At 70.3% G+C, this 22301-nt stretch carries 22 protein-coding genes and 2 riboswitches; of the genes, 4 read left to right on the top strand and 18 right to left on the bottom strand.

From position 1 onward, the window contains the following. Positions 1 to 34: 34 nt before the first annotated feature. From cobU to ACEN8G_RS17065, 16 genes are all read right to left on the bottom strand, one after another. Positions 35 to 541, bottom strand: coding sequence for a bifunctional adenosylcobinamide kinase/adenosylcobinamide-phosphate guanylyltransferase (gene cobU, locus ACEN8G_RS17140; protein ID WP_413414578.1), 507 nt, complete (start codon positions 539 to 541; stop codon positions 35 to 37). Then, the gene (locus tag ACEN8G_RS17135) at positions 538 to 1995 is read right to left on the bottom strand and encodes a cobyric acid synthase (protein WP_413414577.1); all 1458 of its coding nucleotides are present in this window, start codon (positions 1993 to 1995) and stop codon (positions 538 to 540) included. The genes cobU and ACEN8G_RS17135 overlap by 4 nt, the downstream gene beginning before the upstream one ends. Then, a complete protein-coding gene (gene cbiB / locus ACEN8G_RS17130; RefSeq protein ID WP_413414576.1) occupies positions 1983 to 2921 on the bottom strand; it encodes an adenosylcobinamide-phosphate synthase CbiB in 939 nt (312 codons plus the stop codon). The genes ACEN8G_RS17135 and cbiB overlap by 13 nt, the downstream gene beginning before the upstream one ends. Then, complete coding sequence (locus ACEN8G_RS17125) at positions 2914 to 3876, bottom strand: aminotransferase class I/II-fold pyridoxal phosphate-dependent enzyme (protein ID WP_413414575.1); 963 nt, start codon at positions 3874 to 3876, stop codon at positions 2914 to 2916. Before ACEN8G_RS17125 ends, cbiB begins: the two co-directional genes overlap by 8 nt. After that, complete coding sequence (locus ACEN8G_RS17120) at positions 3873 to 4592, bottom strand: adenosylcobinamide-GDP ribazoletransferase (protein WP_413414574.1); 720 nt, start codon at positions 4590 to 4592, stop codon at positions 3873 to 3875. Before ACEN8G_RS17120 ends, ACEN8G_RS17125 begins: the two co-directional genes overlap by 4 nt. Then, positions 4589 to 5143, bottom strand: a complete 555-nt coding sequence (locus ACEN8G_RS17115) for a histidine phosphatase family protein (RefSeq protein ID WP_413414573.1) — start codon at positions 5141 to 5143, stop codon at positions 4589 to 4591. Before ACEN8G_RS17115 ends, ACEN8G_RS17120 begins: the two co-directional genes overlap by 4 nt. Continuing rightward, positions 5140 to 6153 carry a nicotinate-nucleotide--dimethylbenzimidazole phosphoribosyltransferase gene (gene cobT, locus ACEN8G_RS17110; RefSeq protein ID WP_413414572.1) on the bottom strand — a complete coding sequence of 338 codons (1014 nt, stop codon included), beginning with the start codon at positions 6151 to 6153 and terminating at the stop codon, positions 5140 to 5142. Before cobT ends, ACEN8G_RS17115 begins: the two co-directional genes overlap by 4 nt. Continuing rightward, a complete protein-coding gene (locus tag ACEN8G_RS17105) occupies positions 6150 to 6557 on the bottom strand; it encodes a DUF1636 domain-containing protein (protein ID WP_413414571.1) in 408 nt (135 codons plus the stop codon). The genes cobT and ACEN8G_RS17105 overlap by 4 nt, the downstream gene beginning before the upstream one ends. Continuing rightward, positions 6557 to 7093: a hypothetical protein gene (locus ACEN8G_RS17100; RefSeq protein ID WP_413414570.1), complete on the bottom strand. Its 537-nt coding sequence runs from the start codon at positions 7091 to 7093 to the stop codon at positions 6557 to 6559. The genes ACEN8G_RS17105 and ACEN8G_RS17100 overlap by 1 nt, the downstream gene beginning before the upstream one ends. A 14-nt stretch (positions 7094 to 7107) precedes the next feature. Then, positions 7108 to 9069: a TonB-dependent receptor plug domain-containing protein gene (locus tag ACEN8G_RS17095; RefSeq protein WP_413414569.1), complete on the bottom strand. Its 1962-nt coding sequence runs from the start codon at positions 9067 to 9069 to the stop codon at positions 7108 to 7110. A 146-nt stretch (positions 9070 to 9215) separates the two neighbouring features. Continuing rightward, a riboswitch (cobalamin riboswitch) is annotated at positions 9216 to 9399 on the bottom strand. 45 nt (positions 9400 to 9444) lie between these two features. Beyond that, positions 9445 to 10137, bottom strand: coding sequence for a phytanoyl-CoA dioxygenase family protein (locus ACEN8G_RS17090; protein ID WP_413414568.1), 693 nt, complete (start codon positions 10135 to 10137; stop codon positions 9445 to 9447). Continuing rightward, entirely contained in the window at positions 10134 to 10907 is a 774-nt protein-coding gene (locus ACEN8G_RS17085; protein ID WP_413414567.1) for an ABC transporter ATP-binding protein, read from the bottom strand. The genes ACEN8G_RS17090 and ACEN8G_RS17085 overlap by 4 nt, the downstream gene beginning before the upstream one ends. Beyond that, positions 10901 to 11893, bottom strand: coding sequence for a FecCD family ABC transporter permease (locus ACEN8G_RS17080; RefSeq protein WP_413414566.1), 993 nt, complete (start codon positions 11891 to 11893; stop codon positions 10901 to 10903). Before ACEN8G_RS17080 ends, ACEN8G_RS17085 begins: the two co-directional genes overlap by 7 nt. Then, positions 11890 to 12759, bottom strand: coding sequence for an ABC transporter substrate-binding protein (locus ACEN8G_RS17075; protein ID WP_413414565.1), 870 nt, complete (start codon positions 12757 to 12759; stop codon positions 11890 to 11892). The genes ACEN8G_RS17080 and ACEN8G_RS17075 overlap by 4 nt, the downstream gene beginning before the upstream one ends. 142 nt (positions 12760 to 12901) lie before the next feature. Then, positions 12902 to 13510: a cob(I)yrinic acid a,c-diamide adenosyltransferase gene (cobO, locus tag ACEN8G_RS17070; RefSeq protein ID WP_413414564.1), complete on the bottom strand. Its 609-nt coding sequence runs from the start codon at positions 13508 to 13510 to the stop codon at positions 12902 to 12904. Between the two features lie 20 nt (positions 13511 to 13530). Further along, positions 13531 to 15468, bottom strand: coding sequence for a TonB-dependent receptor plug domain-containing protein (locus ACEN8G_RS17065; protein WP_413414563.1), 1938 nt, complete (start codon positions 15466 to 15468; stop codon positions 13531 to 13533). A 173-nt stretch (positions 15469 to 15641) separates the two neighbouring features. Next, positions 15642 to 15864: riboswitch (cobalamin riboswitch) on the bottom strand. A gap of 195 nt (positions 15865 to 16059) precedes the next feature. Between ACEN8G_RS17065 and ACEN8G_RS17060 the strand changes: the two genes are divergently transcribed. Genes ACEN8G_RS17060 through ACEN8G_RS17045 form a run of 4 tightly spaced genes read left to right on the top strand, consistent with a single transcriptional unit; the run spans position 16060 to position 19979 of the window. After that, complete coding sequence (locus ACEN8G_RS17060; protein WP_413414562.1) at positions 16060 to 16446, top strand: response regulator transcription factor; 387 nt, start codon at positions 16060 to 16062, stop codon at positions 16444 to 16446. Then, the gene (locus tag ACEN8G_RS17055) at positions 16427 to 17569 is read left to right on the top strand and encodes a YaiO family outer membrane beta-barrel protein (RefSeq protein WP_413414561.1); all 1143 of its coding nucleotides are present in this window, start codon (positions 16427 to 16429) and stop codon (positions 17567 to 17569) included. The genes ACEN8G_RS17060 and ACEN8G_RS17055 overlap by 20 nt, the downstream gene beginning before the upstream one ends. Positions 17570 to 17574: 5 nt before the next feature. After that, positions 17575 to 18543: a HEAT repeat domain-containing protein gene (locus tag ACEN8G_RS17050; RefSeq protein WP_413414560.1), complete on the top strand. Its 969-nt coding sequence runs from the start codon at positions 17575 to 17577 to the stop codon at positions 18541 to 18543. Further along, the gene (locus ACEN8G_RS17045; RefSeq protein ID WP_413414559.1) at positions 18540 to 19979 is read left to right on the top strand and encodes a glycosyltransferase; all 1440 of its coding nucleotides are present in this window, start codon (positions 18540 to 18542) and stop codon (positions 19977 to 19979) included. The genes ACEN8G_RS17050 and ACEN8G_RS17045 overlap by 4 nt, the downstream gene beginning before the upstream one ends. A gap of 103 nt (positions 19980 to 20082) precedes the next feature. Here the strand turns inward: ACEN8G_RS17045 and ACEN8G_RS17040 are convergent, their stop codons facing one another. Together ACEN8G_RS17040 and ACEN8G_RS17035 are read right to left on the bottom strand one after the other, a co-directional pair. Continuing rightward, positions 20083 to 20955, bottom strand: coding sequence for a hypothetical protein (locus ACEN8G_RS17040; RefSeq protein ID WP_413414558.1), 873 nt, complete (start codon positions 20953 to 20955; stop codon positions 20083 to 20085). A gap of 74 nt (positions 20956 to 21029) precedes the next feature. Then, on the bottom strand, positions 21030 to 22259 hold the full coding sequence (locus ACEN8G_RS17035; RefSeq protein ID WP_413414557.1) for a S8 family serine peptidase: 1230 nt from the start codon (positions 22257 to 22259) through the stop codon (positions 21030 to 21032). Positions 22260 to 22301: the final 42 nt, after the last annotated feature.

The raw sequence follows: 22301 nt of genomic DNA, 5'->3' as shown, positions 1-22301 counted from the left end.
CGCCGGCCCGGAGCGCTCCAGCACTCCTAAAGGGTTACTTGACGCGCATCGGCAGGCCCGCGACGACCAGCATGACCTCGCCGGCGATGGCCGCCACCGCCTGGTTGATCCGGCCGGCGGCATCGCGGAAGCGCCGGGCCAGCGCATTGTCGGGGACGATGCCCAGGCCGGTTTCATTGGCGACGAGGATCAGCTCGCCTTCGAAACGCGCGATCGCCGCGGCAAGGCCGGTCGTTGCTTCCTCCATATCGGCATCGGCGAGCAGCAGGTTGCTGGCCCAGAGCGTCAGGCAATCGACCAGCACCACCGCGCCGGTGCCGCTCGCCGCATCGAGCGCGGCGGCGAGATCGCGCGGCGCGTCGATCGTCTCCCAGCGCGTGTCGCGATCGGCGCGGTGGCGGGCGATGCGCTCGGCCATCTCTTCATCCCAGGCCTCGGCAGTGGCGATGAAGACATGGTGGCCGGCCAGCGCCTCGGCGCGTTGCTGGGCATAGCGGCTCTTGCCCGAGCGGGCGCCGCCCAGGACGAACAGGCGAGTCATGGCTCCTCCTTCGCAAGCGCGAGCAGCGCGCCGATATCGACATGCTCTTCGAGCCGGGCGGCGATCTCGTCGAGTGCGGCATCGACATCGGCGGCATAGTCGCGCCCGCTGCCCGCCACACCGATGCGGGCGAGCAGCGCGGTGCGCGCCTCGGCCGAGGCGAGCAGGCCGTGGAGATAGCTGCCCATCACCGCACCGTCGCGGCTGACCGCGCCTTCCGGACCGAGCCCGTCCAGCTCCGCGAAAGGCCGGGCGGTGTCGGGGCCGCGGGTCTCGCCCATGTGCATCTCATAGCCGGTGACCGGCGCGCCGAGCGCGGTGCCGGCGGCGTGGCGCAATATCTTGGCAGGCGCCAGCTCGGTCTCGACATCGAGCAGGCCAAGCCCCTCGACCCGGCCCGGCGGCCCTTCGATCCCCAGCGGATCGGCGACGCTGCGGCCGAGCATCTGATAGCCGCCACACAGCCCCAGCACCGCGCCGCCACGGCGATGATGCGCGAGGATGTCCACGTCCCAGCCCTGGGCGCGGAGGAAGGCGAGATCTGCGATCGTCGCCTTGGAGCCGGGCAGCACGACCAGCGCGGCGTCGCCCGGGATCGGGGTGCCGGGCGGGATCATGGCCAGTTCGACGCCGGGCTCGAGCTTGAGCGGATCGAGATCGTCGAAATTGGCGATGCGCGGCAGGATCGGGCAGGCGACCAGCTTGCGGCTTTCGCCGCGCGGCGTGGTGCGGTCGAGCACCACCGCATCCTCGCTCGGCAGGCGGACGGTGGCGGGCAGCCAGGGCACCACGCCGAAGCCGCGCCAGCCCGAGCGGGTCTCGATCGCGCGATAGCCGTCCTCGAACAGGGCAGGGTCGCCGCGGAACTTGTTGATCAGGAAGCCGCGGATCATCGCGGCGTCGGCAAGCGTCAGCACCGCGCGGGTGCCGACGATCGCCGCGATCACGCCGCCCCGGTCGATATCGCCGACCAGCACCACGGGGACGTTGGCGGCACGGGCGAAGCCCATGTTGGCGATGTCGCCGGCGCGCAAATTGATCTCGGCGGGCGAGCCGGCGCCTTCGACCACCACCAGGTCGCATGCGTCGCGCAGCCGATGATAGCTCTCCAGCACTTCGCCGAGCAGGCTCCGCCGCGCCTCGCGGAAATTGGCCGAGCCGAGCGTGCCGCGCACCTTGCCATGGACGATCAGCTGCGACGTGCGATCGGCCTGGGGCTTGAGCAGCACCGGGTTCATGTCGGTATGCGGCGGCACGCGGCATGCAATGGCCTGGAGCGCCTGGGCGCGGCCGATCTCGCCGCCGTCCGTGGTCACCGCGGCATTGTTCGACATGTTCTGCGGCTTGAACGGGCGCACGCTCAGCCCGCGATTGGCGAAGGCGCGGCAGAGCCCGGCGACCAGCACCGACTTGCCGACGTCAGATCCGGTGCCCTGCAGCATCAGCGCGCCCATGCGACGGCTCCCGCAAGGATCCAGAGCAGCAGGCAGGCGCGGACATAGAGACGCAGCGCACGGGCGATGTCGTCCGCCTGCGCGTCGCTGCGTCCGTCGCCGATCCAGGGCTTGGCGTGCATCATGCCGTCATAGGCGATCGGGCCGGCCAGGCGCAGCCCCAGCGCGCCGGCCATCGCCGCCTCGGGCCAGCCGGCATTGGGCGAGGCGTGGTTGCGGGAATCGCGCCACAGCGTGCGCCAGCCGCCGGGGCCGGCAAGGCAGAGCAGCAGGCCGGAGAGGCGGGCGGGGACCAGGTTGAGCAGGTCGTCGGTGCGCGCCGCCGCCCAGCCGAATGCGCGCCAGCGGGGCTCGCGGTGGCCGAGCATCGAATCCGCGGTGTTGATCGCCTTGTAGGTCCAGATGCCGGGCAGGCCGAGCAGCAGCAGCCAGAAGAGCGGGGCGACCACGCCGTCGCAGAAGCTCTCGGCCAGGCTTTCGATGGCGGCGCGGGCGATGCCGGGCTCGTCGAGCGATGCGGTGTCGCGGCCGACGATCCTGCCGACGGCGTCGCGGGCGGCGGGAAGGTCGCGGGCCTGCAGGGCCTTGGCGACCGGCCGGACATGGTCGAACAGGCTGCGCTGGGCGAGCGCCGGCCAGGCGATCAGCGCCACCGCCGGCCAGCCCCAGGCGCCGAGCTGGGCGAGCAACAGGGACTGGACGATCCAACCGGTGCCGCCGGTGAGGATGACCAGCAGGAGGATGGTGAGGATGCCGAGCGCGCGCCGGGTGTTGGCCCCGCGCTCGGGGCGGTTCCACAGCGTCTCGCAGGCCCCGATGATCCGGGCGAACAGGCCGACCGGATGGCCGATCCGGCGATAGAGCGCGTCCGGCCAGCCGATCGCAGCATCGAGCGCCAGCGCGGCGAGGGCGACCGGCTCAGCCATGCGCCAGCGCTGCTTCGAGCCGAGCGAGGCCTCCGTCGCCGGGCAGGCCGATGCGGAGCCAGCGCGGCTGCCCGGCGAAGGGGCGGGTGAGGATCGCATGGCCGGCGAGCCGCTCGAACAGGGCCATGCCCTCCGACACCTCGATCAGGCGGAACAGCGGGCAGGCGCCGGTCGGGCGATGGCCGGCGCCGGTGAGGATTGCGTCGAGCGCTTCGGCTTCGGACTGGAGCTGGTCGCGCATCGTCTCGATCCAGGCGCGGTCGCGATAGGCGGCGGTGCCGATGGTGATCGCCGCGGCCGAGACCGGCCAGGCGCCGAGCGCGGCGCGGACCGTATCGAGGATCGGTGCGGGGCCGAGCACGAAGCCGAGCCGCACGCCGGCCAGCCCGAAGAACTTGCCGAAGGAACGGAAGATGACCAGCCGCCGCGCGTCGTCGATGGCACCGGCCAGGCTCAGCGCGGGATCGACATCGGCAAACGCCTCGTCGAGCAGCAGCCAGCCAGCGTCCGCCCGGGCATCGAGCAGCTCGAGCAGCCGGGTGGGCGGAAGGATACGGCCATCCGGGTTGTTGGGATTGGCGAGGATCAGCGTGCCGCTTCCCGCTTCGTCCAGCGCAGTGGGCGTGGCATCGGCGATCATCTCGCCATGGGTACGATAGGTCGGGGCGATATAGCGGGCGGTGCCGCCGATCAGCCCGCCGACCAGCCGCAGCCCGATCTCGGTGCCGGGCACCGCGCAGACATGGCGCGGATCGAGCCCGAAATAGCCGGCGGCCACCGCTTCGAGCGCGGCCAGCGCGTGCGGCTCGGGCAGGCGTTGCCAGTCGATCGCCAGGCCGTCGGTGCCGGGCCAGGGATGCGGGTTGATGCCGGTCGAAAGATCGAGCCAGTCGTCCCCGCCAAACTGGCGCCGCGCCGCCTCCAGGCCGCCGCCATGCCAGGTCCAGCTGGTCATGCGATCCTCGTCACGACCAGCGCGGCGAGCAGCAGGCCGGTCTCGGTCACTTCGATCCCGCCGCCATGGCCGTCGCCGGAGATGCCGCCGAACCTGCGCCACAGCCACGCGGCCCAGCCGAACAGCAGCAGCGGCGTGACGAGCAGGCTCGGCGAGAACCAGGCGGCACCGAGCCCCGCGAGCGTCCACAGGGCAAGGTCGATCGGGCGCACCGCATCGCGGAAGCGCGCGGCGAGGCCGGGATGGAGATCGGGCAGCCAGCGCGTCCAGAGCAGCGGCCCGATCCGCGCGGCGAAGGGGATCAGTGCAATTGCGGGGAATGCGTTGATCGCGACGAGCCCGTGGAGCAGCACCAGCTTGCCGATGAGCTGCACGCCGATCGTCACCGCGCCGAAGCTGCCGACATGCGGATCGGCGAGCACTTCGAGCACGCGCTCGCGGCTCTTGTGCGCGGCCCCGGCGGCATCGGCGATGTCGCCCAGCCCGTCGAGGTGCAGCGCGCCGGTCACTGCGACCCACAGCACCAGCCCGGCCAGCGCGCCGGTCCAGGGATCGATCCGCGTGCCCGCCCAGCAGGCGCCGGCGACGAGCGCGCCGAGGATCAGCCCGACTGCGGGGAACCAGCGCATCGAGGCGGCGAACTCGGCATTGCTCACCGCGATCCGCGGCGTCGGCAGGCGCGTAAGGAACTGGATGGCGACGATCAGGCCCTTCACGGGTAGATCCCGACGATCTGCGCGCTCGGCGTGTCGCCCGGCCAGACGCGCAGCGAGACCAGCACGCCGTATGGCAGATCGAACGCCCAGAGCTGGGGCTGGTCGAAGCCGCAGAGCAAATGGAGTGCCGCACGCATCGCGCCGCCATGGCTGACGACCAGCGTCGATACCGGCGGCAGCGCGTCGAGCGCGTCCGAGACCCGCGCGACCAAAGCCGACCAGCGCTCGCCACCCGGCGGCGGATTGGCGTCGGGGTCCTCCCAGAAGCGGGCGAGCCCGGCGGAATCGACCTGGTCAGGGGCGAGCCCTTCCCAGTCGCCGAAATCGAGCTCGCGCCAGCGCGCGTCGATGGTCGTCGGGCCGACCGCCTCGGCGGCGGCGCGGGCGCGCAGCAGGTCCGAGCTGACGATCCGCTCGACGCCGAGATCCTCCGCCTGTACCGCGCACGCCGCGATCCCCTCGGGCGTCGGCGGGCAATCGGTGCGGCCCATCAGCCGGCCGGGCAGCACCGGGGCGCCGTGGCGCAGCAGGTGGAGCGCGAAGGGCGTCACAACTGGCCGGAGACCTGCGCCTCGGCAAAGGTCGCCATCTGGTCATGTGTCGCCAGCGCCGAGCGGATCACATTGACCGCCACGGCGGCGCCGCTGCCTTCGCCGAGCCGCATGCCGAGCGCCAGCAGCGGCTCCAGCCCGAGCCGGGCCAGCAACCGGGCATGGCCCGGCTCGGCCGAGACATGGCCGGCGATGCAGTGCGCGGTGACGTCGACATTATCGACCGCGAGCGGCGCGATGGCCGCGCTGCTGATGAACCCGTCGAGCACGACCGGAATGCCAAGCTGCCGGGCGCGCAGCACCGCACCGGCGATCGCGGCGATCTCGCGGCCGCCGACGCGGCGCAGCGTCTCGAAGGCGTCGGTGGGCGCATCGGCGTGGAAGGCAAGCGCGCGTTCGACCACCGCGGTCTTGCGGGCGATCCCTTCGGCATCGACGCCAGTGCCCGGGCCGATCCAGTCCGCCGCCGCGCCGCCATAGCTGCGCAGGCAAAGCGCTGCTGCCGCGGTCGAGTTGCCGATGCCCATCTCGCCGACGGTGAGCAGGTCGAGGTCGTCGGTCACCACCGCCACTCCGGCATTGAGCGCGGCGAGGCATTCGGCTTCGGACAGTGCCGGCGCTACGGTGAAGTCGGCGGTCGGCGTGTCGAGGTCGAGCGCGGTCACCTGCAGCTCGAGCCCGGCAGCGCCCGACAGCGCGTTGATCGCGGCGCCGCCGGCCTGGAAGTTGGCGACCATCTGCACGGTCACGCTTGCCGGGAAGGCGCTGACGCCGTGCACGGTGAAACCGTGATTGCCCGCGAAGATCGCGGTGCGCGCGCGTTCGATCCTTGGGCGCGGATTGCCCTGCCAGCCGGCGAGGAAGATCGCGATCTCCTCCAGCCGGCCGAGCGAGCCCGCCGGCTTGGTCAGCTCGGCCTGGCGCGCACGGGCGGCGGCGATGGCGCCTTGGTCAGGCGCGCGCAGATCGGCGAGCGCGGCGCGGAAATCGGCGGGGGAAGCGAAGGTCATTCGGCGACAAATCCAGGAGGCGGGGTGCGGGTGATGAAATGGCCCTTAATCCCCTCGGGCCAGGCAGAGTAGGGCACCCGGCCATGCTCGCTCGCCGCATAGTGCACGGCATAGTCGAGAATGGCGCGCGCGCTGTCCTCGTCCGGGGTGAACCGGCCAAGGACATAGCCGACCTTGTCGGGCGCGCGCAGGTGCAGGGTGCAGAAATCGGTGCAGGCGAACAGGCAGGGCATCTCCTGCACGGCGATCCCGGCATAAAGCGGGTCGCTCGCCTGCACCGCGCGCAGGGCGGCGACCAGCCGGGCGCCGCCGCGCATACCTTCGCCATCGTCGCGCGCAGCGAGCGAATGGCGACAGGTGTTGCAGGCGACGACCGCCGGGCCGTCCTCGACGCGGGTGAGCATCAGGCGGTGGCCAGCCTTCCGCCCGGTGCCGGGACGCCGAGCGCGACCAGTAGCCGGTAGAAGGCGTAGAGCCCGATCAGGATCGCGCCGTTGCGGAGGAACTGGTCGAGCGAATAGCCGGGATGCAGGGTGATCGCCACGCCGCCCAGTACCGCCGCCCAGCACAAGGTGACCAGCTTGCCCGCGACGAACGCTGCGACATAGGCGATGGCCAGCTTCGCGGCGGTCGACTGGACCTTCAGCTGGCCGAGCGCCGCATAGGCACCGATCGCCGACCCCGCCGCAGCGGTGCCGAGCCCGACGCCCCAGAGGAGCGTCTTCGGGTCGTGCGGATAATGGAGGACGAGGAAACCCGCCGCCTGGTTGGCACCCCAGGCGGCCAGCGCCAGTGCGATCCCGTCGCGCCGGCGCATGTGCACCGCCGCCAGCGCGGCGAGCGCCGCGACCGGGGCCGTGCAGGCAAGAGCGAAGCTGGTCGCCATGCTCGCCAAAGTGAGCAGCATGATCCACAGCGTGGAGGCACGTGCCTGCGTCATCTTGTCTTCTCCCATCAGAAGCGCCCGCGGATGCCGGCATAGATGCTGCGGCCCAAAGTGCCGTAGCGATAGGCGGTCATGTACTTCTCGTCGAACAGGTTCTCGGCGCGGGCGAACACGCTGAGATTGTCGCCCGCCTTCAGCTCGGCGCGCAGGTCGACCAGCGTGTAATCGTCGAGCTTGGTCGTGTTCGCGGCGTTGTCGAAGCTGTGCCCGGCCCAGCGCACCGCGGCACCGGTGGTCAGGCCGAACGGGAAGGCATAGCTGATCGAGCCGTTGGCAGTGTTCTGCGGACGGCGCGGCAGCCACTTGCCGAAGGTCGCGGTGCCGGCCGAGCGATCCTCGGCGACGGTCCAGCTGTAATTGCCGTCCAGCGTGAAGCCGCCCAGGTTGAGCGCGCCGGCCGCCTCGATGCCATGCGCCTCGGCACGCGAGACGTTCGAATAATAGCCGAAGCGGTGCACGGTGGGGCTGCCGGGGACGAAGCAGAGCGGCACGGTCGAGGTCGCGGTGCAGCTGTTGAAGATGATCTGGCCGGTGGTCTTGCGCTCGAAATAGGTCGCACCGAAGGTCAGCTTGCGGCCGAACAGCTGTTGCTCGACGCCGGCTTCCCAGCCCTTGGCCTGCTCGGGATCGAGCGCGGTGTTCCCATACTCGCTGAACTGCTGGTAGAGCGACGGCGCCTTGAAGCCCTCGCCATAATTGGCGCGGATGATCGTGCCCCAGGAGGAGCGCCACACGCCGCCGGCCTGGAACAGGGTCTGCCCGCCGAAGCGGCTGTGATCGTCATAGCGGATGCCGCCATTGAGGGTCAGGCCGGTGACCGGCTCGACGCTGAGCTGGGCATAGGCGCTGGTCAGCTCGGCGCTGCCGCGCGCAAAGGCCGGCAGCGGCGTCGCCAGCGACGCGGCGGGCGAGCGGCTGCGGAAATCCGAATTCTCGTTCTCAACGCCGAACACCGCCGAGATCTGCTTCGTGAAGGCGAAGCTGCCCTGGTACTCGAAGCGCTTGTTCTTGCCGTCGGACTCGAAGCTCAGCGGACGGGCGCGGGTGGGGCCGTAGCTGTCGCGATCGGTGTCGGTATAGGCATAGGCGAAGCGGTTGCGGAAACGCCCGTCGAGCAGCGACAGGTTGATGCCGGCATAGCCGACAAACTCTTCGCTGGTCGAATAGTCGCTATTGTCGCCGCTGGTCGAATCGATCTCGGTGCGGCCGTTCGAATAATAGCCGCGGACCTCGACGCTGAGGTTGCTGGTCAGCGTCAGTTCGGCGCGGCCCGAGGCGCTGCTGTTGGTATAGCCGTCGGCTTCCTTGCCGCCGAACTCGGGCGCGATCGCCGAGATGCCGGCGGTGGTGAAGCGCTGGCCGCCGACGCGCCAGGCGAGCGGGCCGGTCTTGCCGCCGATCGCGGCGCGGGCGCTGACCGTCTCGCGCGAGCCGGCCTCGATATCGAAGCTGCCCTCGAGCGGCTTTTCCGGCGCGGTCGTGACGATGTTGACCACGCCGCCGATCGCCTGACTGCCCCACAGGATCGACTGAGGACCGCGCAGCACTTCGATGCGCGCAGTGTCGCCGATCAGCATGTTGGCGAAGTTGTAGCCGCCGCCGGTGGCCGCGGGATCGTTGAGCTTGACGCCGTCGATCACCACCACGGTCTGGTCGGACTCGGCGCCGCGGATGCGCAGCGAGGTGGAAGTGCCATAGCCGCCGTTGCGCGAGATGCTGATGCCGGGCGTGCGGAGCAGGATCTCGGTTGCGCCGACATCCTGGCTGCGGTCGATCGCGGCCTTGTCGAGCACGGTGATCGAGGCGGGGACCTGATCGATGTTCACCGGCGAACGGGTGGCGGTGACCACGATCTGGTCGCTATCCTCGGTCGCGGCGGCATCGGGCGCGGGCGCCTGCTGGGCGAAGGCCGCCGGCGCGGCAGCCAGGGCGGCGAGGGAAACAGAGAGACGGAAAACGGACTTCAGCATTATATTCGACCCAATCGACATGCCGCGTCCGCGCGCGGACGATGCCGGGGCCGGAGAGGGCGCGCGCGACAGCGTCCGCGTGCACACGCGGCCAACCTCGTCGTCGCTCGGGTTAACCCCCGTCCGTCCGGCACACCCTGTCCGCACGAAAGACGACCGCGACGGGCAGGTCTCCTGGCTCGCGGGTCAATGCCGGTCCGGCCGCCTTCTCGGGATCGCTCCCAATGGCATATGGCCGATGGCTCACCGCTTACAGTTGCAGGGGCAGCCGGAGTGTATCCGTTCCCTTTTCATCCCCGTCCCCGGGGAACCTGTCGCGCCGCCTCCCTAATCGTTACGTGGCCGGCTGGCAATCGCTGCAGTGCAGCGCGGGGCTCAAGCGGCCTTGAACCAGACGACCAGCGCGAAGCGTGCCTTGTTGGCGGGCAGGGTGCGGTGGGGCGTGAAGCGATCGAGCAGCAGCACCGTGCCCGCCGGGCATTCGGGCTCGAGGCGTGGCATGCCGGCGATAGCTTCCTCGGTGATGCGAAGGCCGTTGTCGGTCACACTGGCGAGCGGGGCGGGCTGGCGGCCGGGGATGATCTCCAGCCCGCCATTGCCGGGACCGGCATCGCACAAGGGAATCCAGGCGGTGGTCCAGACCTGGCCGCAGGCGACGCCGTCGTCGCGCGCGACGTCGCTGTGCCAGGCGTGGCGATGCTCGGGGAAGCTGGCGATGCTGGCGCGGATGCGGACGACCTTGCCGGCCAGCTCGCGTTCGCTGATCCGCTCGGCCTCGGCGCGCAGGCGCGGATCGTTGGCGATCTCCTGCAGGCGCGGGCCGCGATGCGCATCGGTGCAGATCGCGACGCGGAGCAGGTTCGCCTGGCTGCGGTCGCTCTCATAGATCCGGTCGAGCCGGTCGGCGAGCGGGGCCTCGGGGCAGCTCTTGTCGAAGGGCAGATAGAGCGCGTGCGAGAGCCGGTCGATATGCCCGGCGATGTCCGCCTGGGCGGCCTCGACCAGCGCGCGATCGAACAGCGGCAGCGCGGCGTATCCCTGTTCGCGGTAGAAGGCGGGATCGCTCATCGGCTGCGGCCCAGGGTGGTGATCGTCGGCCAGTCGCCGGTGAGCTCGACCCGGGCGTCGATGCCATAGACCGACTTGAGATTGGCGGGAGTGAGCACTTCGGCGGGCGTGCCTTCGGCGACAACGGTGCCACCGTCGATCAGCACCAGCCGGTCGCAATAGCGCGCGGCCATGGTCAGGTCGTGGAGCACGGCGATCACCAGCCCGCCGGCGCGGGCCTCGGACTGGAGCAGCTCCATCACGTCGATCTGGTGGCCGGGGTCGAGGCTGGCGAGCGGCTCGTCGGCGATGAGGGCGGTTGCCTCCACCGCGAGTGCGCGGGCGAGCAGGACGCGGGCGCGCTCGCCGCCCGAGAGCTCGGTGGCGATGCGGTCGCGCAAGCCCAGGACATCGGCGCGTTCCATCGCCCGCTCGATCGAGGCGGTGTCCGCCTCGCCGATGCGCGACATCGGGGCGAGATGGGGCAGGCGGCCGAGCTCGACCAGCCGCTCCACGGTGAGCGGCCAGTGCAGCGTCTGGCCCTGGGGGAGATAGGCGACGCGCTTGGCCAGCTCGGCGCGGGGCAGGGTCGCGACATCGGAGTCGTCGATTTGGATCAAGCCCTTGTGCGGCACCAAGGCGAGCATCGCGCGGGCGAGGGTCGACTTGCCGGCGCCGTTCGGGCCGACGATGCCGGTCAGGGTTCCGGGGGCGAATGCGGTGCTGGCATCTTGCACCACGATACGGTTTCCGAGCGTGACCGCTACGTTTTCGAGGCGAATGTTCACCACAGGCGTCGCTCCCGCATCAGATGGATCAGGAAGACCGGCACGCCGAGGAAAGCGGTGACGACGCCGAGCTTGAGTTCGTTCCTGGTGTCGATCAGGCGGACGGCGAGATCGGCGAAGGTGAGCAGGGCGGCACCGCCGATCGCCGAGGGCAGCAGGATCGCCGAGGGGCTGCGGTCGGTGAGCGGGCGGACGAGGTGCGGGACGATCAGCCCGACGAACCCGATCGCGCCCGATACCGCCACCGCGCCGCCGACGCCGATCGCGGTGCCGAGCAGCAGGCGGATGCGGGTGCGCTGGATGTCGACGCCGAGCGCCTGCGCGCCGTCCTCGCCGAGCGTCAGCGCATCGAGCGCGCGGCCGTCCCAGAACAGCAGCAGCCCGCCGATGGCGATGCAGGGATAGGCGATCCAGACATGGTCGAACGAGCGGTTCTCCAGGCTGCCGAGCAGCCAGGTCATGATCTCCATCGCCGCGAAGGGATTGGGCGAGAGGTTGAGCGCGAGGCTCACCCCTGCCGTGGCCAATGTGGCGATGGCGATGCCGGCGAGGATCAGGGTGAGCGGGCTCTCGGAACGGCCGGCGAGCACCGACAGGCCGACCAGCGAGAGCAAGGCAGCCAGCACCGACAGCGCCGGGAGCATGATCGGGTGCAGCTCGGCCAGCCCGAAATAGAGCGCGGCGACTGCGCCCAGGGAGGCGGCGTTGGAGGTGCCGAGCACCGCCGGCTCGGCGAGCGGGTTGCGCAGATAGCCTTGCAGCGCCGCGCCGGCGAGACCGAGCATCGCGCCCACGCCGAGCCCCAGCAGCATGCGCGGCAGGCGCAGTTCGAGCAGGATGGTGGAGGCGATCCGGTCGCCATGGCCAGTGAAGGCGGCGACCATCCGGGCGAGCGAGAGATGGACCGGCCCGAACAGGATCGATCCGATCGCGGCGACCAGGGTGAGGGCGAGCAGCCCGGTTATCAGCACGGGGCGGGAAAGGGTCATCGGGCGTGGGTCCGATCCTGAAAACGGGCCAGTTGCTGTGCCATCCCCTCAGCCGCCTGGACATAGGCAGGACTGCCGCACACGGTCCAGGCCTGGGGGATGGAGATGCGGGGGATGTTGGCGATCGCTGGGTGGTGGAGCATCTCGGTGCCCTGGTCGGCGACCCTGTCGGTGGCGCTCTCGACGATGAGATAATCGGGCTGGGCCGCGACCATCTCCTCGAGGCTGAGCTGCGAGAGCGGCGGCTTGTCGAGCTTCGCCGCCAGGTTGACCAGCCCCATGCGCTGCATGAGGTCGTCGATCAGCGTGCCGGTGCCGGTCATGAAGCCGCGGCGCTGATAATAGGCCGCGACCTTGCCACCGCCGGGCTTGCCGAGCCGAGCCAGCGCCGCCTGCATACGCGCGACCAGCGCCTCGCCGCGACCGGGATGGCCGACGGCCACTGCGGTCTGGCGGATCGAGGCATAGATCTGGTCGACCGTGTCGGCGGATTGGAGGTCGAGCAGATTGAAGTGATGGCCCTTGAGCGCGCGCATCGGGGCGCTGCGGCTTGCGGGCATGCCGACGACCAGGTCGGGGTCGATCGCGAGGATCTGCTCGGCGGAGTTCTTGAGTACGGGCAATCCGCGCGCCTTCGCGGCCTCGCCCGACATCTCGGTGTCGGTGGCGTTGCGCGTCACCCCGGCGATCTGGTCGCGGTCGGCCAGCGCGAGGACGAGCTGGTCGGCGCACAGGTTGAGCGAGACGATGCGCCTGGGCTTGGCGGCGGGTGGCGGCCCGGGGACGGGTGTGGTGGCCCATAGCGCTGCGCCGCCAATGGCGAGCAGCGGGAGGGCGAGTGCCGCGATCTTGGCACGGGAGTTCATAGGAATGCTATTTCCTGTTCCCCGGCGAAGGCCGGGGCCCAGTATCGGCGCAAATGGTTAGGCGCGCGCACCTCACGAACGACATTGCAGCTGGGCCCCGGCCTTCGCCGGGGAACAGGTTGCTGGGGATATGGCGCGGGCATCAGAACTCGATCCCCGCCTGCGCCTTGACGTTCTGTTCGCGGAAGGGGTGCTTCACCTGCGCCATCTCGGTGACGAGATCGGCGGCGTCGATCAGCGCCTGGGGGGCGTTGCGGCCGGTGATGATGACGTGCTTCATCTCCGGCTTGGCGGCGAGCGCCTCGAGCACCTCCTCGGTCGGCAGATAGTCATAGCGCAGCACGATGTTGAGTTCGTCGGCGATCACCATCCTGTACTCGGGATCGGCGATCATCCGCTTGACCTCTTCCCAGGCCTCGCGCGCCACGGCGATGTCGCGGGCGCGGTCCTGGGTGTCCCAGGTGAAGCCCTCGCCCATCGGCTTGAATTCGACCAGGTCGGGGAAGCGGTCGAACACCGCCTTCTCGCCGGTGGCCATCGCGCCCTTCACGAACTGGACGATGCCTACCTTCATGCCATGCCCGATCGCGCGCACCGCCATGCCGAGCGCGGCGGAGGTCTTGCCCTTGCCCGGCCCGGTATGGACGATGATCAGGCCCTTCTCGACCGTCTTGGTGGCGATCTTCTTGGCCTGGGCGGCCTGGACCTTCTTCATCCTGGCATTGTGTTCTTCGTCGGTGCGCTGCTTCACGGTCGCTTCCCCCTGCCTGTTCAGAACGCGACGCGCACGCCGCCATAGGCAGCAGCACCCGGGCTCGCGAAGCTGAACACCTCTTCGTACTTCACGTCGAACAGGTTCTCGACCCGCCCGAACACCGAGAGGCGCTCGCTCAGCTTGTACTGGGCGTTGAGGTTGACCAGCGTGAAGGGCTTGAGCGAGACGCGCACCGGCACATAGCTCGGGTCGGTATAGGCGACGTCGTCGATCCGGCCATTGTAGCGCAGGGTCAGCGTGGTCGAGAAGCGCTCGTCCTTGCTGAAGATCGTGGCATTGAAGCTGGCGATGTCGCCGGGGCGGCGGACTTCGATCGTGCCGTCCTCGGTCGCCTTCAGATGGGTGTAGACCGCCTCGATCTGCACTTGGCGGACGGGGCGCAGGCTGGCGGTGACTTCGACGCCGTGCTGCCTGGAGTCAGTCGCGCGATTGGCCGGCGTCGCGGTGAAGTTCGGCGCCGGATAGCTGGTGTAGATCTCGTCCTTGAGCCTGGAATCGAAGTACGTCGCGCCAAGCACGGCCTTGCCGTCCCAGAAGCTCTGGTCGACGCCGATTTCCCAGCCCTGCGACTTCTCCGGCTTCAGGTTCGGATTGCCGATATAGGTGCCGCTCGAATAGCCGTAGAGCTCGTAATAGCCGGGGTTCTTCACGCCGGTGCCATAGGCGGCATGGACGCGCGTGTCCGTCGGCAGGCGATAGCCGGCCTGGACGCGCCAGGTGGTGGTGTCGGCGAAGCGATTATTGTCGTCGTAGCGGATCGAGGCGCCGCCGGTGAAGCCGCCCGCGGTCAGCTCATATTGCCCGACCAGACCGAGATTGTCGGTGTCGCGGCGGCCGCGGAACGCGTCATAGGGCGAGCCGGTCGACGGCGCGATGTTCTGGAACTGCTCGCGCTCCCAGTCGACCGCGCCGGTCAGCCGGTGGCTGATCGCGTCGGTGCCGAAGCGGAAGCTCGACACGAACGATCCCTTGTAGCGTTGGCCCTTGTCGCCATAGTTCATCCCGAAGGCGTTGTAGCCCTTGCGCGTCGTGTCCGAGAACTGGCCCGACAGCGTGTTGGTCCAGCGGCCGTCGAGCGCGGTCAGCTCGGCGCTGAGCAGGCCGTAGAATGCCTCGTTGGTGAAATGGGTGCCGGGGCTGTCGACCGTGTAGCCGAAGCTCGGGCTCGCCGGATTGGCGTCGCTGTCATTGGCTTCGGCATCGGTATAGCTGTAGCGCAGTACGCCGCTGAGCTTGAAGTTCTCGGCCGGGGTCCAGTTGAGCCTGGTGGTCGCGCCGACATTGTCCGAGCCCACATCGCGGCTGCCGCCGCGCGCGGTGGGATAGCCCTTGGTGTGGTACCAGCTGCCCGACACGGCATAGTCGAAATCGCCCGAGACGCCGGCGGCGCGGGCCGCGGTGCTGAGCGTGCCGAACGAGCCGCCCTCGACCCGGGCGCTGTAGCCCGGCGCCTCGCGGCCCGAGAGGGTGATGTAGTTGATCACGCCGCCGATCGCGTCGGACCCGTAGAGCGAGCTCTGCTGGCCGCGCAGCACTTCGACGCGCGCGGCGGGATCGGCGATCAGCGTGCCGAGGTCATATTCGCCATAATAGGGATCGGCCGCCTCGATCCCGTCGATCAGGACGAGGACATGGTTGCTCTCCGAGCCGCGGATGCGGATCTGGGTCTGGCCGCCGATCGCGCCGATCCGGCTGACCGAGACGCCGGGCACGTCGCGCAGCACGTCGGAGACGATGCGGGTCTGGCGCTGGTCGAGCTGCTGGGCGGTGATCACCGTGGCCGAGGCGGGCAGGTCCTTGAGCTCGGTGCCCTTGCCCGAGCGCGAGGCGGTGACGATGATCGTGTCCTGCGGATCGCCGGACTGGTCCGCGGTCTGGGCGAAGGCCGGCGTGGCGGCGATCGCGAGCAGCGAGACGAAACTGGTCTTCAACATGGGTAATCCCCCCGGCGCCCGTGCAACGAGGGCGGGGGCCTGCCGCGAACGGCCGGTGCGAGACGCGAGGCGGGCGCTTGTTCGCCGTCGCGCACGTACCGAAGCGGCCCCGGCCGCTTGGTCGTCGCTCAGACGGAGAGATACCGTGCCCTGGCCATCCCCTGGACCAAAGCAAGAGCGACCGTTGCGCCGGCAGGTCTCCTGGCTCGCGGGTCAGGGCGTGATGCACGGCCTTCCCGGACCGATGGTCCAGTGGCTGCTCCCTCGAATGGGGAGCCAGTGCACCGCGCTCGCCGCTTACAGTTGCAGGGACAGCCGCGGAATTGGACGGAAGGCCCGTCCGCACCGCATTCCCGTTTAAGCCCCTTTCGGGGCACCGGCGCGATCATTTCTGTGCGGCGCGTTAGCCTGCGGCTTGGCGGGAGGGAAGTCCGAAATTCGGGTCCGAAGCGGACCATATTCCCCGCGCCCGGCCCGCGAACCCGGGCCGGCGCATGATATGGTGAGGAGTGCGCTAACCCTCTTCGCCGGGAACCAGACGCCGGGTCCTGCGCTCAAGCCGAGGGCGAAGGTGCGAGTGGAGGGTGCGGGTTGGCGAATATCCTGGTTGCGGACGATGACGACCTGCTCGGCGAGCTGCTGCGCTTCAAGCTCGAAGGCGCCGGGCATCTGGTGACGATCCTAGAGGATGGGGAGTCGGCGCTCGCCGCCGCACGTACCGGCGATTACGACCTGCTCGTGCTGGACGCGATGATGCCGGTGCTCTCCGGGCCCGAAGTGCTGCGCGCGCTGGTCGAGGAGGGATCGGCGCTTCCGGTGGTGATGCTCACCTCGCGCAAGCGCCAGGACGATATCCTTGCCGCGCTCAATGCCGGTGCCCGCGACTATCTGACCAAGCCGTTCATTCCCGACGAGCTGGTCGTGCGGGTGAATGCCATCCTCAAGGCGCAGGATCGTGATGTTGCGGCCACGCGCTGAGGCGCTGGCGCTCGCATTGCTCGCCCCGGTGGCGGCGCATGCCCAGGACGCGCCCCTGGACCGTGCCGCGACGATCGCGGAGGCGCGCGCGGCGATCGGACGGGACGATTTCTCCGCCGCCATCGCAGCGCTGGAGCGCGCGCGGGCGGCGCTTCCCGACGATCCCGAAATCCTGCGGCTGCTCGGCTCGGCCTATGCCTTCGACAAGCGCTACGATGCGGCGATCCCGACGCTCGAGCGGGCGCGGGGGCTGGCGCCGGAGGACCTGGATATCCGCGCGGCGCTGGCGCGGGCCTATCTCTGGTCCGGGCGCAAGGCGGATGCGATGCGCGAAGTCGCGGCGATCGAGCAGCGCGATCCCGGCAATGGCGATGCTGCGGCCATCCGCAAGCAGGCGAGCGAACCGGCGGTTGCGCCCGATGCGCCGCGGGCACGCACCGCCGGCATCACGCTTGCCCAGGCGGTGGCGGGGGTAAGCCTGGCTAGCGGCACCAGGCGCACCTGGTGGACGACGACCGTCGGCGCCTATGCCGAGGTGGCACGGGGGGCGACGCTTTCCGCCGAAGTCGAGCGCGAGGACCGTGAGGTGGCGGTCGATACGCATCTGCTCGCGCGGATCGACTATCGCTTCTCCGCCGGGCTGCGCGGCTATCTGGCGGCCGGGGCGACGCCCGAGGCGAGCTTTCGCGAGAAATGGAGCGTGCGCGGCGGGATCGAGGCGGATGTGCTGCCCAATCTGACGCTCGGCGCCGATGTCCGCCATGCCAGTTACGGCATCGCCAATGTGACTGCGGCCGAACCGCTGGTGCGGCTCCGCGTGCCGGGACTGCGCGGCAGCGCCACGGTGCGGATGATCAATTTGTGGGACGAGACGGGCACGCATCGCAGCGGCTGGTCCGGCCGGCTCGATACCGAGCTGCGCGACGGTTCACTGCTGTTCGCCGGCGCCGCGACCTATCCCGATACCGAGGCGGGGATCACCCGCCGGGTCCGCTCGGCCTATCTGGGCGCGGCGGTGCCGGTCGCCGAGCGAGTCACGCTGCGCGCGACGGGCGAATATGAGCGCCGGACCGCCAGCTATACCCGCCGGAGCCTGACGCTGGGCGTGCAGCTGCGCTTCTGATGGGCATGCCCGTCATCGCCGACCATGTCGCCCGGGTCGCGATCCTCATCGCGGTCTATGGCGCGCTGGCGATGGCGGCGTTGCTGCTGGTGCTGGTGATGCGGCGCGATCGCAAGGAGCGGCGCGCGGCCGCCACCCAGGCCAATGACCGGGCACTGACCCGCGAGATCATGGCGGCGCTGCCGGCGGGCGGCGCGCCGGGGGAGGCCTATGAACGGGCCTCGGCGACGGACCGCCTCGCCGCGATCGCGCATCTCGGCCAGCTGATGCGCGGCGAGGACCGGGCGCGGCTCACTGCCTTTGTCGAAGAGCGGCATCTGCTCGACAAGGTGCTGCACAAGCTCAAGCGGCGGCGGGTGGCGCGGCGAGTGGAGGCGGTGCGCACGCTGGGCGGTGTCGGCGGCGCACAGGCGATCGATGCGCTGCGCGAGACGCTGGAGGCCGATCGCGACGGCACGGCGCGGCTCGAGGCGGCGGCGCAGCTCGCCCAGCTCGGCGCGCTGCCGCCAGTCGGCACGCTGGTCGAGGCGCTGCAGCTGGACCAGGTGGCGGTCACGCCGCTGCATCATGCCCTGTTCCGGGCGCTGGCACCGCAGCGCGCGGAGGAATTGCGCGCGCTGCTCGCCCAGCCGGTGACCCCGGCGATCCGCGCACTGCTCGTCGATGCGCTGGGCTGGACCGAGGATTATTCGGCGCTGCCCGCGCTCGGTGAGGCGGCGGGGGACCCCGATCCCGAGGTGCGGCTCGAGGCGGTCCGGGCCGGCGCGCGCCTCGATCATCCCGCCGCGGCGCCGTGGATCGTCGCGCTGCTCGACGATGGCGACGAGCAGGTGCGCTGCGCGGCGGTGCGGGCCTGCTCGACCATGGGGCTGCGCTCGGCGCTTCCGGCGATCGAGGCGCTGCGTGGCGACCCGTCCGCCTGGGTAAGGCTGAGCGCGCGCGAGGCGGCGGCCGTGCTGCAGGGCGCGGCATGAGCTGGGACCAGATAGCGGAATGGGCAGGCCGCCTCGGCGCCGGGCTGCTGATCTTCGCGGCGACCCTGTGCTTCTTCGTCGTGACCTTGCGCAACCTGCTCTCGACCATCCAGCTGCTGCTTGCCGCGCGCGTGTTCCAGACCCGCATCCGGCCGGCAGCGCGGGCCTATGACCTGTGGTCGCGCTATGCCGACCTCGCGCCCGGCGTGTCGGTGATCGCGCCGTGCTTCAACGAGGAGCTGTCGATCGCGGACAGCGTGCGTGCGCTGCTGGCGCTGGAATATCCCGATTACGAAGTGATCGTCGTCAATGACGGGTCGAAGGACGCGACGCTGGCGACGCTGATCAGCCAGTTCCAGATGGAGCCGGTCGAGCGCGAGCAGCTCGCGGTGCTGCAGAAGACGCGGATCCTCGGCGTCTATGCGTCGCGCATCCATCCCAATCTGCTGCTGGTCGACAAGGAGAATGGGCGCAAGGCCGATGCGGTCAATGCCGGGATCGGCTTCGCGACTGCGCCGCTGACCTGCGTGATCGACGCCGATTCGATCATCGAGCCCGACGGCCTGCTGCGCGCCACCGAGCCGTTCATGCGCGACGATGGCCGGCTGATGGCGGTGGGCGGCGCGATCCGCATCGCCAATGGCTCGATCATCCAGGGCGGCCATGTCCGCGAGATCCGGCTGCCGCCGGGCTGGCTGCCGCGCTTCCAGATCCTCGAATATCTGCGCGCCTTCCTGACCGCGCGGATCGCCAATGCCGAGCTCGGCATGCTGATGCTGATCTCGGGAGCGTTCGGCATCTTCCGGCGCTCGGTGCTGATCGAGATCGGCGGCTATCGCCACGACACGGTGGGCGAGGACCTGGAAGTGGTGACGCGCATCCACCGCCACATGCGCGAGCGCAAGCGCCGCTACCGGATCGGCTTCGTCCCCGAAGTGGTGTGCTGGACCGATGCGCCGTTCGACTGGAAGGGGCTGCGCAACCAGCGCTCGCGCTGGGAGCAGGGCGCGCTCGAGACGCTGGTGCGCCACCGCCGCATGCTGTTCAATCCGCGCTATGGCCGGGTCGGCATTGTGGCATTGCCGCTGATCGTCGTCGAGGACGTGCTCGGCCCGCCCTGCGAGCTGTTCGGCTATCTGGTGATCCCGCTGCTCTATGCGCTGGGCCTGACCAGCGGCACGGTGGTGGTCGCCTTCTTCTCGCTGACCGTGCTGTTCGGCACCGCGCTCAGCCTCGGCACGCTCGCGCTCGAGGAGGTCCAGCTGCGTCGCACGCCCAGTGCCCGCGACCTCTTCACCATCGGGGTCGCCGCGCTCATCGAGAATTTCGGCTATCGCCAGGCCAATCTGGTGTTCCGCCTGCGCGGCGTGTGGCGCTTCCTGCGCAACGACACGACCTGGGCGGCGGCGGGACGCGCCGGCTTCAGCCGGAGCTGAGCGTCGCAGCTCGGACAGGACGACGCGCCCGGCCGGGGGATGGCCGGACGCGCCTGCGGGTTTCGCGATCCTTGCTGTCCGAAGGGAGGACCGCGAAGACCCGTTACTCCGCCGCCTTCTTCACTTCGCCCTTGCCCATCGCGGAGACGAGGGCATTGCCCGAGCCGCTGAAATTGGTGGCGGGCAGGGTCGCGGTCTTGTCGCCGGTCTTGACCAGCACCTGCTGGACGATGCCGCGCGAAGTCGAGCGGACCGACTGGACCGTGCCGATCAGCTTGCCCCGGGCATCGGTGACCGGCATGCCGGCCGAGACCGGGAAGCTGCCGCTGCCATCGGCCGCCGCCGATCCAGCCAGGGCCAGCGTGCCGCTGCCCAGCGACACCGCGCCGTTCGCTGCGCCCGAGGCGGTGCCGGAGACGTCCGGCGTGGCGGGCACCGCATTGCGGGCACGCGAGACCGTGTTGCCGGCGCTATCCCGGGTGGTGCCCACGGCATTGCCGGCGCGGTCGCGCAGGTTCGAGGCCGCATCCCGGGTCCGTCCCACTGCGCTGCCCGCAGTGCTGCGGACCGCATCGGTGCCGATCAGCTGGGCATCGGCGCTGCCGCCGGCATTGCCCGAGGCCGATCCGCTGCCGCCGATCGTCCGGTCGCCGAGACGGGTGCTGTTGGCGATGGTGGAATCGAGCGCGCTGTCGTTCGATGCCTTTACCCGGCCCTTGCGGGCATCGACGTTCCGCTCGCTGCGGGTCGAACCGCGGACGTCGCCGGTCGTGTCGCTGCGGGTGGGCAGGCGGCGCATCGAGCTGTAGAGCGAGCCGTCGAGTGAACCCATGCCCGAGCCGGTGAGGCCGCCGAGCGATCCGCCGAGATTGCCGCCCAGCCCGCCGCCGCCACCGCCGCCGAGCAGCTGGGCCGAAGCCGGCGTGGCCGCGAGCGCAAGGGCGAGGAAGGCGCTGGTGCCGAGGAACCTGATCATGTCCATTCTCCCAAAAATCCACTGACATCGGGAGAACGGTGGCCGGATCGGGTTTAATCCCGGCGGTCGAAAAATTATCGTGCCGGGGTCCGGCAGGCCTCGCAGACTATGCCGCGGCCATAGCTGCGGTCGGCACCGCGCGACCCGGCATCGCGCGCCTCGCGGTCGACCCTGGCGATCGCAGCGCCGAGGCCGGCGGGGTCGGGTGCGGGATAGAAGCGCGCGATCACCGCGGCGACGAAGGGCGTGGCGAAGGAGGTGCCGCGCACCCGCATCGGGCGGCCGTTGCCGGCCATGGCCAGCATGTCCGCACCCGGCGCGGCATAGTCGAGATGGGTGGCGCGTCCCGCCTCGATCAGTGCCCGCCCGCGCCCGTCCACGCCGGTGACCGCGATCACGCCGGGATAGGAAGCGGGATAGGCGGGTGGCGCGGCCGGGCCATTGTTGCCGACCGCCGCGACGATTGCGACGCCGCGCGCCTGCGCCGCGGCGATCACCCGCGCGAGCAGCGGGTTGGCCGGTCCGGTCAGGCTGATCGTCACCACGCTCACCCGGTTCTGCACCATCCAGCCGATCGCCCGGGCGATGGCAGTGGCGTTGCCGCCCGCGGGATCGCTGCCATAGACATCGGCCGAGGCAATCCGCGCGCCGGGCAGTCCGCCGCGTACACTGCCCGCGCCGGCGATCAGCGAGGCGACCGCAGTGCCATGATCATTGGCGCGAGGAGCCCCCGTGGCGAAACCCGCCGACAAGGCCGCGCCCGAGACTCCGCCGTCGATCACGCCGACGATCGTCCTGCTGCCCGGCGCCACCGGGGCCGCGCTGCCCGGAACGCTGCCGCTCTGGGTATGGAGCTGGTCGGCAGTCACTTCCCCCGCGCCGAGCTTGCGGATTTCGCGGATCGCCTGTTTCAGCGAGCGTCCGCGCGGTGCCGCGAGCCGGGCGAAGCCCACACCGAGCACCTCCTGCCGCTCGATCAGGCGATAGCCCTTGGCGGTTGCCGCGGTGAGCAGCGCGTCAGTCGGGTCCTCGACCACCACTTCGCCGGCGCGGGCGGGGAAGCCCTGGGGATCGAGCGCGATCCGGTCGGGGTGCTCGCGGACCAGCGTCGCCGCCGCCGCGCGCCTTGTGTCCTCGAGCTGCCGGGCGATGTCGCCGGTGAGCGTCTCGACATCCTGTCCGACGCGGCCCAGCACGCCGCTGCCGGTGGCCGGTAGCGAAGGCAGCTGGGGCAATAGCTGCGCGTGCGCCGGTGCCGCCGCGATCAGGGCGGCCAGGCCGAGGAGCCACATGCTGCGCATCATCGCGCCTTCCTTGCACATTTTCGCGATCATGTGGATTAAACG

The organism is Sphingomonas sp. Sphisp66, from assembly GCF_047324325.1.
Lineage (GTDB): Bacteria > Pseudomonadota > Alphaproteobacteria > Sphingomonadales > Sphingomonadaceae > Sphingomonas.
The sequence above is the reverse complement of the archived record's forward strand: the minus strand, read 5'-3'. Positions and strand labels throughout refer to the sequence as shown.

What these genes read in the sequence shown, in the direction of transcription:
- ACEN8G_RS17045 (WP_413414559.1), top strand. Translation starts at nt 18,540, where the DNA reads ATGAGCTGGGACCAGATAGCGGAATGGGCAGGCCGCCTCGGCGCCGGG.
- ACEN8G_RS17100 (WP_413414570.1), bottom strand. Translation starts at nt 7,093, where the DNA reads ATGACGCAGGCACGTGCCTCCACGCTGTGGATCATGCTGCTCACTTTG.
- ACEN8G_RS17050 (WP_413414560.1), top strand. Translation starts at nt 17,575, where the DNA reads ATGCCCGTCATCGCCGACCATGTCGCCCGGGTCGCGATCCTCATCGCG.
- ACEN8G_RS17090 (WP_413414568.1), bottom strand. Translation starts at nt 10,137, where the DNA reads ATGAGCGATCCCGCCTTCTACCGCGAACAGGGATACGCCGCGCTGCCG.
- ACEN8G_RS17065 (WP_413414563.1), bottom strand. Translation starts at nt 15,468, where the DNA reads ATGTTGAAGACCAGTTTCGTCTCGCTGCTCGCGATCGCCGCCACGCCG.
- cobU (WP_413414578.1), bottom strand. Translation starts at nt 541, where the DNA reads ATGACTCGCCTGTTCGTCCTGGGCGGCGCCCGCTCGGGCAAGAGCCGC.
- ACEN8G_RS17135 (WP_413414577.1), bottom strand. Translation starts at nt 1,995, where the DNA reads ATGGGCGCGCTGATGCTGCAGGGCACCGGATCTGACGTCGGCAAGTCG.
- ACEN8G_RS17040 (WP_413414558.1), bottom strand. Translation starts at nt 20,955, where the DNA reads ATGATCAGGTTCCTCGGCACCAGCGCCTTCCTCGCCCTTGCGCTCGCG.
- ACEN8G_RS17035 (WP_413414557.1), bottom strand. Translation starts at nt 22,259, where the DNA reads ATGATGCGCAGCATGTGGCTCCTCGGCCTGGCCGCCCTGATCGCGGCG.
- ACEN8G_RS17055 (WP_413414561.1), top strand. Translation starts at nt 16,427, where the DNA reads ATGTTGCGGCCACGCGCTGAGGCGCTGGCGCTCGCATTGCTCGCCCCG.
- ACEN8G_RS17080 (WP_413414566.1), bottom strand. Translation starts at nt 11,893, where the DNA reads ATGACCCTTTCCCGCCCCGTGCTGATAACCGGGCTGCTCGCCCTCACC.
- ACEN8G_RS17095 (WP_413414569.1), bottom strand. Translation starts at nt 9,069, where the DNA reads ATGCTGAAGTCCGTTTTCCGTCTCTCTGTTTCCCTCGCCGCCCTGGCT.
- ACEN8G_RS17075 (WP_413414565.1), bottom strand. Translation starts at nt 12,759, where the DNA reads ATGAACTCCCGTGCCAAGATCGCGGCACTCGCCCTCCCGCTGCTCGCC.
- ACEN8G_RS17105 (WP_413414571.1), bottom strand. Translation starts at nt 6,557, where the DNA reads ATGCTCACCCGCGTCGAGGACGGCCCGGCGGTCGTCGCCTGCAACACC.
- ACEN8G_RS17125 (WP_413414575.1), bottom strand. Translation starts at nt 3,876, where the DNA reads ATGACCAGCTGGACCTGGCATGGCGGCGGCCTGGAGGCGGCGCGGCGC.
- cbiB (WP_413414576.1), bottom strand. Translation starts at nt 2,921, where the DNA reads ATGGCTGAGCCGGTCGCCCTCGCCGCGCTGGCGCTCGATGCTGCGATC.
- cobT (WP_413414572.1), bottom strand. Translation starts at nt 6,153, where the DNA reads ATGACCTTCGCTTCCCCCGCCGATTTCCGCGCCGCGCTCGCCGATCTG.